16 protein-coding genes are annotated in these 11,706 nt (G+C 43.2%); all 16 read right to left on the bottom strand.

The genetic code is table 11. The annotated features are described in order from the left end of the window. Positions 1-81 precede the first annotated feature (81 nt). The 16 genes from JS40_RS08370 to JS40_RS08295 all read right to left on the bottom strand — a co-directional run bounded on the left by JS40_RS08370 (position 82) and on the right by JS40_RS08295 (position 11,691). Positions 82-1,050 (bottom strand): YitT family protein, encoded by a 969-nt coding sequence (locus tag JS40_RS08370; RefSeq protein WP_034259830.1) that lies wholly within the window; start codon positions 1,048-1,050, stop codon positions 82-84. A 109-nt stretch (positions 1,051-1,159) separates the two neighbouring features. Beyond that, positions 1,160-1,876, bottom strand: a complete 717-nt coding sequence (locus JS40_RS08365; protein WP_034259829.1) for a flavodoxin family protein — start codon at positions 1,874-1,876, stop codon at positions 1,160-1,162. 61 nt (positions 1,877-1,937) lie between these two features. Next, positions 1,938-3,242, bottom strand: a complete 1,305-nt coding sequence (nhaA, locus tag JS40_RS08360) for a Na+/H+ antiporter NhaA (RefSeq protein WP_034259827.1) — start codon at positions 3,240-3,242, stop codon at positions 1,938-1,940. 40 nt (positions 3,243-3,282) lie between these two features. Next, a complete protein-coding gene (locus JS40_RS08355; protein WP_034259824.1) occupies positions 3,283-4,725 on the bottom strand; it encodes a pyridoxal phosphate-dependent decarboxylase family protein in 1,443 nt (480 codons plus the stop codon). 107 nt (positions 4,726-4,832) lie between these two features. After that, entirely contained in the window at positions 4,833-5,252 is a 420-nt protein-coding gene (locus tag JS40_RS08350; protein ID WP_034259823.1) for an arsenate reductase ArsC, read from the bottom strand. A gap of 4 nt (positions 5,253-5,256) precedes the next feature. Next, positions 5,257-5,736: a GNAT family N-acetyltransferase gene (locus JS40_RS08345; protein WP_034259822.1), complete on the bottom strand. Its 480-nt coding sequence runs from the start codon at positions 5,734-5,736 to the stop codon at positions 5,257-5,259. Further along, positions 5,737-6,228, bottom strand: a complete 492-nt coding sequence (locus JS40_RS08340; RefSeq protein ID WP_034259821.1) for a DUF6428 family protein — start codon at positions 6,226-6,228, stop codon at positions 5,737-5,739. A 13-nt stretch (positions 6,229-6,241) separates the two neighbouring features. After that, on the bottom strand, positions 6,242-6,565 hold the full coding sequence (locus JS40_RS08335) for an ArsR/SmtB family transcription factor (RefSeq protein WP_034259819.1): 324 nt from the start codon (positions 6,563-6,565) through the stop codon (positions 6,242-6,244). An 87-nt stretch (positions 6,566-6,652) separates the two neighbouring features. Then, on the bottom strand, positions 6,653-7,054 hold the full coding sequence (locus JS40_RS08330) for a TM2 domain-containing protein (protein ID WP_034259818.1): 402 nt from the start codon (positions 7,052-7,054) through the stop codon (positions 6,653-6,655). Between the two features lie 93 nt (positions 7,055-7,147). Further along, positions 7,148-7,534 carry a VOC family protein gene (locus tag JS40_RS08325; protein ID WP_034259817.1) on the bottom strand — a complete coding sequence of 129 codons (387 nt, stop codon included), beginning with the start codon at positions 7,532-7,534 and terminating at the stop codon, positions 7,148-7,150. Between the two features lie 9 nt (positions 7,535-7,543). Next, positions 7,544-8,491: a 2-hydroxyacid dehydrogenase gene (locus JS40_RS08320; RefSeq protein WP_034259815.1), complete on the bottom strand. Its 948-nt coding sequence runs from the start codon at positions 8,489-8,491 to the stop codon at positions 7,544-7,546. 3 nt (positions 8,492-8,494) lie between these two features. After that, positions 8,495-8,860: a cupin domain-containing protein gene (locus JS40_RS08315; RefSeq protein WP_034259814.1), complete on the bottom strand. Its 366-nt coding sequence runs from the start codon at positions 8,858-8,860 to the stop codon at positions 8,495-8,497. 9 nt (positions 8,861-8,869) lie between these two features. Next, positions 8,870-9,265, bottom strand: a complete 396-nt coding sequence (locus JS40_RS08310; protein WP_051957535.1) for an acyl-CoA thioesterase — start codon at positions 9,263-9,265, stop codon at positions 8,870-8,872. Beyond that, a complete protein-coding gene (gene mgtE / locus JS40_RS08305) occupies positions 9,262-10,611 on the bottom strand; it encodes a magnesium transporter (protein WP_034259812.1) in 1,350 nt (449 codons plus the stop codon). The genes JS40_RS08310 and mgtE overlap by 4 nt, the downstream gene beginning before the upstream one ends. Then, positions 10,589-11,383 carry a 16S rRNA (adenine(1518)-N(6)/adenine(1519)-N(6))-dimethyltransferase RsmA gene (gene rsmA / locus JS40_RS08300; RefSeq protein WP_034259810.1) on the bottom strand — a complete coding sequence of 265 codons (795 nt, stop codon included), beginning with the start codon at positions 11,381-11,383 and terminating at the stop codon, positions 10,589-10,591. The genes mgtE and rsmA overlap by 23 nt, the downstream gene beginning before the upstream one ends. Then, the gene (locus JS40_RS08295; protein WP_034259808.1) at positions 11,383-11,691 is read right to left on the bottom strand and encodes a DUF4286 family protein; all 309 of its coding nucleotides are present in this window, start codon (positions 11,689-11,691) and stop codon (positions 11,383-11,385) included. Before JS40_RS08295 ends, rsmA begins: the two co-directional genes overlap by 1 nt. Between the last annotated feature and the right edge of the window lie 15 nt (positions 11,692-11,706).

Raw genomic sequence — 11,706 nt, 5'->3', positions numbered from 1 at the left:
TACTTCAGTAAGATATAAAAATATCAAGTGGCGGTGTCAGAAGGAAATCATAAAAGAAGTGAGAAGAAAATTGTTCTTCCGTTATTTCATGGGGCGTTTCTTGATCATTCCGCCTTTTGCATCCTTTATACTATGCATTACAATAAAGGCGTTCTTGTCGATCTTGTCTACCTCGGTTTGTAACTTTGCAAGTTCTAAACGGGTGATCAAAGTGTAAATAATATCAGTTTCTTGCAGTCTGTCCCCTCTTTTTCCGTACCCTCTTTTCCCTGAATAGATGGTGCAGCCCCGTCCCATTTTTTCGATAACCGCCAGTCTTATTTCTTCGCTGAAGTCTGAGATGATGGTCACCCCTACATACTCTTCGATCCCCGAAACCACAAAATCTACCGTCTTTGACGCCGCGAGATAGGTAAGCATTGCATACAGCGCTATTTCTACGGAAAAGATATAGGCGCCCACACTAAAGATAAGTACATTGAAGAGCAGGATAACGTCGCCAATGGTAAGCGCGGTCTTTTTGCTAATAAAGATTGCCAATACCTCGGTGCCATCGATTACTGCACCCCCTCGAATGGCCAGCCCGATTCCCGCACCCAGAAAGAATCCACCAAAGACCGCAATCAATAACTTGTCGTCTGTAACGGTTGGCGCTTCAATAAAATGCACCGATATTGCCAATATCGCTATGGCAAAGAGGCTGCGTACTGCAAATTGTCTTCCTATGGTCGAGAATCCCAGAATAATAAAGGGTGCGTTCACAATCACTAAGAAGGCCGAAAGGGAATATCCCGTGATCTCTGTGAGGATAAGTGAAATTCCTGTCACGCCCCCATCAATAAATTGGTTAGGAAGCAAGAATCCTTTAAGTCCAAAACTGGCACATATAACTCCTAAGAGGATCATAGCGCTGTCCTTGAAAAAGTGGGAAAGCTCAACCCTGGTTACTTTCAGTTCTTTTTCGAGCAATACACCCGTTAATGCTTCCGTTCTGTTTTTTAAACGGAAATTTGTAAGTCGAACAACAATATTTCGGATGAATGAACCCATGATGAGATGTAGGTGTAATTTTCACGAAACTACTAAAAATAAGAGGGTTTGTGCTACTTCAATAGGTTAATTTCTTTTAAAATATTTTAAGAGGCGAAACCTGAAGCTATTATCGATATTCGGGATTTTCAAAATTCCACCGGGTACCGTCGTCCCAGTCACCACGGGAATTTCCGTATGCAGGATAGCCTTCGGACGCTTTCAGCATTTTTGCCAAATGAAGGAGATTATAGGTCATGAAGGTAGTATTCCTATTCGTGAAGTCGTTGTTTTTGGCGTTGCTTGCTTCGTCCATATAACTAGGCCCGGGACCGGCTTCCCCGATCCAACCACAATCTGCTTGCGGAGGAATGCTGTACCCCACATGTTGTAAGGCATATAAAATTCCCATGGCACAATGCTTAATTCCATCTTCGTTGCCAGTAATGATACAGCCGCCAACTTTTCCGTAGAAATAATACTGCCCTTTGTCATTTTGCTTGCTGCTCATTGCATACAACCGTTCTATTAGTTTTGACGCTTCTGAAGATTTTTCACCCAGCCAAATCGGCGTTCCAATAATTAGAATATCTGCGGCATCCACTTTCTTCCAGATCTCCGGCCATGCATCGGTAGCGGCGCCGTGCTCAGTCATATCGAAATAGACACCCGGCGCAACGTCGTGATCCACGAACCTAAGGTATTCGACCGAAACACCCTCTTCTTTCATTATGTTCAAGCTAACATCCATTAAGCCCTTGGTATGGCTCATTCGCGGGGATTGCTTAAGAGTGCAATTGATATACAGGGCTGTAAGATTACTGAAGTCTAGTGCATGTGAAGTCATAAGAAAAGTTTTTGCGATCTTTAAAGATAAAGATTTTCGCATGTCGTTCCAAGTGAGGGAACTATGAAGGCTCAGCCGGGCTTTTAAAGCGTAGAATAAGATAACCGGTTATTCCAGAGAGTAAAGAGCCTATAAGGATTCCAATTTTTGCCGAATCTATAAAAACAGGAGATGTTGCAAAAGCAAGGTTCGCAATAAAAATAGACATGGTGAATCCTACTCCTGCCAAAAAAGCGACCCCAATAATTTGCCATACTGTCATTCCGGGAGGCAGCTCGGTTGCTTTTAACTTCACACCCAATATTGCCATTACCGTCACGCCTACACAATTGCCTACATAGAGCGCTATAACTATGGTAATTACCAAGGGAACCTCTATAACTGCAGCGCCCGCAAAAGCAACCCCTGCATTTGCCAAAGCGAAAATTGGCATAATGAAATAAGCCACCCAGTTATGTAGTTTGTGTTCCAAATGCTGCAGTGGTGATTGTACCTGGTCTGTCCAGTCTTCAAGATTGTCAATCTCTTCGATCTGTTTTTTTGAAAGCATTGACACATTAGGGTCTTCAGCATTTTCAATATTTTCAGCAATGACAACGAGTTTTTGAGTATACTCTTTTGCATTTATCTTATTCCGAATGGGGACGGTAAAAGCAAGCAGTACCCCGGCAATGGTGGGATGGACACCGGATTTCAGAAAAAAGAACCATACAAGAACACTCAACAGAACCAATACTGCTTTGGAATAGATCCTTCGATACGCTAGCACAATCAAAATAGCTAAAGGAATGGCAGCATACCCCAACATGGCCAGATCGATCTTTGCACTGTAGAACAAAGCGACCACCAATACTGCGCCCAGATCGTCCACAATAGCAAAGGCAGTTAAAAAGATCTTAAGACTTAACGGGGCTCTTTTCCCCAAAAGCTTCAGAATGGCTAGCGTAAATGCAATGTCGGTAGCCATGGGAATGCCCCAGCCATTTTCAGTTTCGGGATTTGTATTTAGCAGTAAAAAGACCGAGAGTGGAACGAGCATTCCGCCCAAGGCAGCAAAAAATGGGAACGCTGCCTTCCGAAGACTGTTTAGTTCTCCCAGGAGTAATTCGCGCTTGATCTCTAAACCTATCAGAAAGAAAAAAACTGCCATCAATCCATCATTGATCCATAACAGCAATGGTTTTTGTAGCGAAAACCCATTGGCTTCAAGACCTATTTGGTAATTCCAAAGGGATTCGTAGCTGTCGGCAAATGGCGAATTGGACCAAAGTATTGCGATGAGCGTCGCGACAAAAAGCAATATGCCACTAAAACTCTCAATCTTGACAAACTTTTCAAAAGGAGTAAGTAGTAATTTCTTAATCATCACGGTCAATTAGCAACAGCCATTCTATAGTGCAGGCCGATTAATAGCTTAAAGATACTTTTTTTATGGCAGAATCGATCATCTCCAGTGCCGTGTCGATAGTAGCCAACTTCGTTCGGAAAGAAAGCAATGCCATGCGTATCACGAATTTTCCGCCTATTCTTGTAGAACTTAAAAAAACCTGTCCGTTGGCATGAAGTTCTTTCAAAAGCGCCTGATTAAACCTGTCTTCTTGTGCGGTTTCCTTTGGGAACCAAAAATAACTTACAGACAGGTCCGGCTCTGGTCCAACCGCAAAACCACGGTTTACTAACTGCTCTCTAAAATATCGGGTTAGCAATAATTTTTCTTCCAAACATGAAATAAAAGGAGTAATGCCGTGTAATTGTAGCGGAAGCCATAGTCTCAGTCCGCGAAAGTGCTTGGTGAGTTCGGGCGAAACATCGGCAGGATTGATAGGGTTGTGCTCTTGAATGGCATCCTGCATGTAGTTGGCGGTATAGTGATGTGAATAAAAGACCGCATCCTTGTTCTTTACGAGAACGGCACCCAGCCCGTATGGAAGAAAAAGACTCTTATGAGGATCGATCACTAAAGAATCGGCCATTTCAATACCTTTCAGCATGTCTTTCTTCGATTCGGTAAGTATAAAAAAGCCTCCATACGCACCATCTACGTGATACCAAAGATCGTGTTCTTGTGCGATACACCCAATAGCTCGCAGCGGATCTATGGCCCCGGTATCGGTGGTTCCGGCAGAAGCGATGATCAAGAACGGGTGCAGATCATTTTCAAGATCTTCCGCTATCATTTTAGAAAGCGCCTCGGCTTCCATACGATGCTGTTCGTTGAGAGGGACATACCGAATGATCACAGCTTCCAGGCCAATGATTCTTAGCGCTTTTTGGATACAGTGATGCACCTGCTCACTTACATAGATCACACTGGTGGGGATACGATCAAAACGGACGCCATGATGATCTCTGGCAGCGGTCAAAGCGATCAAATTCGCGATAGAACCGCCCGAGGTTAGGTTTCCGACAGCTTCCTTTGGAAACCCAAAAACAACTTTCATCCAGTCGATTAATTCGTTCTCTATGGAAACGGCACCAGGGGAAGCATAATACATCCCGGAATATTCATTGGTCACATCTGCCATATAATCGGCAAGAGCAGCTGTAAAGATACCTCCCCCCGGAATGTATCCAAGATGCCCGCCAGAAGCAGCATTAATCCCTTTGGAAGCTACTTCTTGCTCGTATAATGCAAGTAGGGATTCAAAAGATCTAGGGGTAGAAGAAATAGCCAATGCACCTTTGGTTTCTTTGGCTGAAGTATATGCAGGATTTATGGAAAGCCCATTAATAAAACGATTGGCGAAAGTACTTAGCTGAGAAGTATAGTTATTTCTTTGTTCTTCTGAAGGTTCAAGAGCTTCTGAAGATTCTTGAAGTGCTTTAATTCTTTGGATAAGGGATTCCATAGTGTCTATTTGAGTAACGGTAAAGTTACTTTATATCCCCTACATGATAAAATTACTAAGAGTGCAAACCGTTATATCTTTTGCTTGCTAATATTTCAGCAGGTACCTTATGAGAGATACGTAGCTGCAAAGTCTTTACTGTACGCCTTTATTTCCTCTCGAGTGCTTCGGAAAGCAGCGGCAATTTCGGCCTCTGTTCCCTGTACTTTTGATGGGTCGGTAAAATTTTGATGCAACCGTTTGGCTGAAGGTGCAGGAATATAAGGACAGTGTTCGTTAGCATGATCACATACCGTAATAATAAAATCCCACGCGATACCTTCGTATTCGTCCACGTGATTGGAGGTGTGGGTAGAAATATCAATACCGTCTTCTGCCATAAATTTCACAGCATTCGTATTGAGGCCGTGTGTCTCTATGCCTGCACTGTAAATCTGCGCTGTATTTCCTGCAAAATGGGCAATATAGCCTTGAGCCATCTGACTTCGACAACTGTTTCCGGTGCAGAGAATTAAAACATTTTTCATATAATTAATTTTTCGTTCGTTTTTCCAATAAGATATTATCGTGCCAAACACCATCGCGCTTCGCAATTCTTTCGCGGGTACCCACCCTTCGAAATCCACAATGGAGGTGAAGGTTTAAACTGGTAAGGTTCTGTGGGAAAACAGAAGCTTGTAAGGTCCAGAATCCATTGGCCTCGCTATTTTCAATCAAATGTAATAAGAGCCTTCGGCCCAATCCTTTACCCTGATGCTTGGGTGAAATATAAATGGTATTTTCTGCAACACCGCTATACACAACCCTTTTAGATACAGGACTTAAAGCACACCATCCCAGTACAACGTCATTGTTTGTAAGTACAAATCGGCACCGATCCAGAAATTTTTCATTCCAGGCGTCCCAGCTTGGCACCGTCGTTTCGAAAGAAGCGAGGCCGGTCGCTAAGCCTTCTTTGTAAATTTCGGCCACTGCCGGAAAATGGTGTTTTTGTAGTCTAATGATTTCCATTTAACAGCAGCCGCTTTCGGGAGCGCAGCAAGTTTCGTGTGAAGCTGTCACAGCAGGTTCGGGAACCCCGCACACCTCTTTGGCTTTGCAATCGGTTTGTTTGACCCCCAAGTGCAGGTGTATCTCATCTTCCTGGATAGAATACCCCAACACGTACAATTGAGCCGTGTGAAACGAGTCATTTCCATATTCGAACCTTACTTCAGATGAAAGATCGTACGGTCTCATCTTTCCTACTTTCTTTAGAATGCCCAGTGCTTTATAGGTGCTCATAAAACTGGTCTTTCCTGCTTCCGAAGGACTTTCCCACAATTGGATAATTGTCTCTTTCCAGGCGTCGGTACCGGCTCCGCAATCTACAGAGTCGATCGCAATGTGTTTTACTTCGGTGATGTGATAATTCGCGGCCACATATTGTTTCGGGGCATATTCAAAGAGCAATGCTTTCTCACTATGCGCGGCTAATAGGTCTAATAGTTCCTGTGTTTTCATCTAATTGTGATTTTTAACAGCACGAAGCTGATGTTGTATTAAAAAATGAGGTAAATATTTTTTGCAGTTCTTTAAAGCGTTCTACGTCCAGGCAATAGCAGAGGTTTCGGCCTTCAAAATTTCCTTTTAAAAGTCCGGCTTTTCTAATTACCTGCAGGTGTTGAGAAATGGTAGGCTGTGCGAGACCAACCTCATCCACTATATCGTTGCAAATACAACCTTCCTGTTTGCTAATATATTGCAGGATGGCGACGCGAGCAGGGTGAGCCAATACTTTTGCGATCTCGGCGATTTCTATTTGTTCGGTTGTGTGAAGTGATATTTTTGTAACGCCCATAACTGTTAAAGTAATATTGCAATATTACGATGAATAGCTGTAATAAAAAAGTCTTTGAGGATATTTTTCAAAGACTTTATGATTTTTCTAGAACCAAGGCTTCTTACCCACCTGATAGGTTTGGTAGAATTCTTCATCACTTTTAGTTAAGTAAATGATCCCTTCTATAAGTCCGATGATAATTGGAATATAGATCGTAAAGGCTCCTACTATAATGCACATTAACGGAAATGAAATTACAAAGATACTTAACAGTATGATGCCCTCTTTGTTATATCCAAGAATGAACTTATGAACTCCCAAACCGCCAACAAATATGCCGAGAAGACCGGCTAACAATTTTTTGTTCTCACCGCTGTTGGTAGCTTGATTCCAACCTTCCTTGAATTCGTTGGTTGTTGATTTTGCTTCGTTCTCTGTGTTGTTCGCAGCATCGTCCATTGGCTTTTTTGTACTGTCGAAACCTTCGTTGGTATTGTTTTCTTCCATGATTTTATTGGTATTTAGTTGATTGTTAAATGTATAAAAAATTATTTAGCTGTCTATCCTTGAAAACCTATATTTTGAGTACTTACTTACGACCTATAAAAAAGCACTGTCCACCGGCTCCCACAATTCGATCTTATTTCCCTCAGGATCGAGGATCCAGCCAAATTTCCCATATTCGTATTCTTCCATCTCACCTACTACAGTTACTCCTTCTTTTTTTAGCACTTCTAATAACCCTTCAAGATCGGCAACCCGAAAATTCATCATGAACTGCTTTTCGCTGGGCGCAAAATACTTCGTGTCTTCCTTAAAAGGGCTCCATTGTGTAGAACATTTGTTGCCCGCTTCATCTTTCCACCAAAAAGTGCACCCATAAGCATCTGTATTTAATCCCAAATGCTCGTTATACCAATTTTTGATGTGATCCGGGTTCTTCGTTTTGAAGAAAAACCCTCCTAATCCGGTTACTCTGTTTTTCATATTGATTGTTTATGAGAATGATTTAAAACCTGTAACGATCTTATCTGCGATCACTTTTGCTAATTGCTCTTTACTTTCAACTGTCCATCCTGCGACATGCGGACTTATGAGCACATTATCCAAGGCAAGCAATTGTTTTAAGGCTTGCGGTAATTCTTCGGAATCAAACAACGACTCAAAAGATGTTTTTTCAAATTCGAGAACATCGAGGCCGGCACCCAAGATCTTACCACTTTGCAACGCTGAAACCACATGGGAGGTCACAACACTTTTCCCGCGGGCCGTATTAAGGAGCCAGAACGGTTTTTGAACAGCCGCAATGAATGTATTGTCTATCATTTTATCGGTAAGCGGCGTCCAGGGGGTATGCAAACTGATCACGTCTGCCTTTTTTTGAAGTTCTTCCAAACTCACCTGTCTTGCATTTTTATCACCCATATTGGGCTTGATGTCGTTACATAACACCTCGCAATCGAACCCTCTCAATTTCTTGGCAAATGCTTTTCCCATATTGCCGTAGCCGATAATACCTACCGTTTTCCCGTCGAGTTCAATACCGCGATTGGCTTCACGGTTCCATTGACCGGCCTTCACCTCTTTGTCGGCTTTGTTCAATTTATTGAAAAGAGACAATAACATTCCAAGGGTATGCTCGCCCACGGCATTGCGATTGCCTTCCGGCGCCGAAATAAGTTGAATGCCTCGGGATTCGGCATAGGGGACATCGATATTTTCCAGCCCGGCACCTACCCGAGCGATGAACTTGAGGTGGGTAGCAGCATCCAGGAAGGATCGATCAATCTTGAACCTACTTCGAATCACAATACCTTGATAGTTATGAATGGTCCTTTTGATCACTTCTTCTGAAGTGCTGTAGTCCTCCACATTTTCAAAGCCTTGTGCAATCAAGGTTTCAAGAAGCAAAGGGTGGTTTGTATCGATATGAAGGATTTTCAAAAGCTAAACTTTAGGGTACAAGCGCTTTGTCTTTTCGTGGGTGACATTACCGGTATGTTTGGTCGTATTCTTCTCAAACAGCAAAACATGTACTTCTTCTCCACCTTGTGTCTTGGGACAGTGTTCTACACCTTTAGGAACAACGATAAGTTCCCCTTCCCGAACGATCTCGGTCTTGTCCCTGAACTGCATTTCCAATGTGCCTTTTTGAACAAAAAACAGTTCATCCTCTTCTTCATGCTTGTGCCAAACGAAGTCGTCCTTCAGCTTAGCCAATAATACTTGCATGTCGTCAACCACCGCAATTTGATGTGGATGCCAGTGCTCGCTGAAGCGGGTAAATTTTTCTTGGATATTAATGACGTTCATGGCGTGAATTTACGTAAACAAGGTAATAATTTCTTCGGGGATTTTAATAGGACGATGGGTTTTTCCCTCTAACAGGCACCATAGGGTTTTGGCCTCCACGATGGTAGTCTTATCTTTTGGCCGAACGATCCTATAATGACGTTCACTTTTGGCACCATCATTCGTCTCGACCCAGGTGTTGATTTCCAGTTCTTCTCCTTCGAACGAAGGGGCTTTGTAGGAGATAAAATGATTAAGAACTACCCAAACATACTGATTGCGCATTGCTTCGGTAGTTTTTGAGGTCCAATGTGCTTCAGCCGCATCGAGACACCACTGTAAATAAGTCACATTGTTTACGTGCCCCATGGCATCAATGGCCGCGGCAGGAACCGTAAACCGATGCGAAAACATTTCCGACTTCAAAATCCGAGCACTACTTTAGAGATGTAAAAGAACAGGAAAATTCCGAAGATATCATTACTGGTTGTAATAAACGGACCGGTGGCAATAGCTGGATCGACCCCTCTGCGGTCTAGGATGATTGGCACGAAAGTTCCTACAAGAGCGGCAACTATAATCACCGATAGCATGGAAATGGCAATGGTAATGCTTACCAATTGATCTTGGCCCACTATGAATCCAAAACCAATGACCAACAGCCCTAATGCTGTTCCGTTGATGAGCGCCAGTCCTACTTCCTTGATAAGCCTGTTGAACAGACTTCCCTTAACATTGTCGTTGGCCAAACCTTGTACGATGATCGCGCTGGACTGCACACCTACATTTCCGGCCATCGCCGCAATGAGTGGTGTAAAAAAGAAAAGGATGGGAAAGCGTTCCAATGCCTCTTCAAAGCCTTGCATGATGTAGACACTGCCCAAGCCCCCGAAAAGACCTAAGACCAACCATGGAAGGCGTGCGCGGGTTAGTTCCCACACACTGTCGTCTGCTTCAACATCCTGAGAGATACCTGCTGCCAGCTGATAATCCTTTTCGGCTTCATCCTTGATGAAATCGACGATATCGTCAATCGTGATTCTACCAACCAGAATACCGTCCTCATCTACTACAGGAATCGCTTCCAAGTCGTATTTTTGCATGATACGCGCCACTTCTTCGTTATCGGTGTGTACGGTTACATAATCGACCTTTGGGATAAACACTTCGCTGATCTTGGTCTTCTCTCCGGCAGTGAGCAGGTCTTTTAATGAAAGCCTGCCTGTAAGTTTTCCTTCTTTGTTGGTCACGTAAATAGAATGAACTCTGGTGACATTCTCGGCTTGTCGCCGCATTTCCCGAACACATCCGGCAACCGTCCATGTCTCTTTTACTTGAACAAGTTCTTTTGCCATTAAGGCTCCGGCAGTATCTTCGTCGTAGTTAAGAAGTTCGACAATATCGGCAGCATGTTCTTCGTCTTCTATCTTCCTAATGACTTCTTTTTGGATATCCTCGTCAAGTTCTGCGATGATATCGGCAGCATCATCGGTATCCAGCTCTTCGAGTTCCTGGGCGATTTCTGAAGGGGAGAGACGATCTAAGATCTTTTCCCTAACATCATCGTCCAGTTCCATCAATGCTTCGGAAGTAAGCTCGCTCTCAAGTAATTTTATAATATAGGTAGCATCATCACTTCCCAGTTCTTCCAGAAGTTCGGCGATGTCCGCAAAGTGAAATTCTTGTAACAGCTCGCGTAAGGCATTGCCATCCTTTTGAGCAATGAGCTGCTCAATTTTTGCGATAAAGTCAGCTGTTATTTGAAATTGCATCCTTTTCCAGTTTTTGGGTGAGTTCAATAAATTGCGCTACCGTGAGTTGTTCGGGGCGTTGTCCAAAGATAGCATCTTCTTTCAATTTATTGGAGAGTTGGAAGGATTTTAAGCTATTACGAAGGGTTTTCCGGCGCTGCTGAAAGGCGATTTTAACAACGGTAAAGAACAGTTGTTCGTTACAAGCCAAGGTGTAGTTATCCTTTCGAACCAGCCGGAGTACGCCACTATCTACCTTGGGCGGTGGTTGAAAGACACCGGGAGGAACGGTAAAGAGGTATTCGGCATCGTAGAAAGCCTGTGTTAGAACCGACAGGATCCCATAGACCTTATTGCCTTCTTTGGCACAGATACGCTGGGCTACTTCTTTTTGGAACATTCCAGAAAATTCCGGGATACGATGTCGATGCTCTAAGGTTTTGAAAACGATCTGGGTTGAAATATTGTAAGGAAAGTTTCCCGTGATCCCAAAGGGCGCACCACTAAAAAGAGACGAAAGATCCGTTTTTAGAAAGTCGGCTTCTATGATAGTGATATTGGGTTCTTTAAAATGTGCTTCCAAATAGGCTACGGACTCGCTGTCAAGGTCCATAGCGATCACTTCAATATTTCTTTCAATAAGGTATTTGGTAAGCACTCCCATTCCCGGCCCAATCTCCAGGACATTGGTATAACCGTTTAAATGAAGCGTGTTACCAATCTTTTTGGCGATGGTTTCATCTTTCAAAAAATGTTGTCCCAGATGTTTTTTGGCCCTTACGTTCTTTTCCATTAGTGCTCGCTAATGATTTCCAGTTCGGTTCTAAATGCTACAAAGGAGCCTTCAAAGGGTTTGCCTTGTGCCCTAAGGGTTTCGGCATCTTCGGCATAGTACTTTTCCAGGGTAGCTTTACTGTCTGTTGTATACTGCACCGAATAGGTCATCCCGCCCATTTCTTCCTCTATTTGAACACGAGACATGAGTGCTTTACTGAACTTCCCTGTCTTCAGCATGGCAGGTATGTGTTCGGTCTGCATCCAATGAAGCCATTTCTTATGAACTGCTTCATCAATATTTATGGTGACATTATAGATATACATAGTAAATAAACTTTT

The sequence above is a fragment of the Altibacter lentus genome (assembly GCF_000746845.1).
GTDB lineage: Bacteria > Bacteroidota > Bacteroidia > Flavobacteriales > Flavobacteriaceae > Altibacter > Altibacter lentus.
The sequence above is the reverse complement of the archived record's forward strand: the minus strand, read 5'-3'. Positions and strand labels throughout refer to the sequence as shown.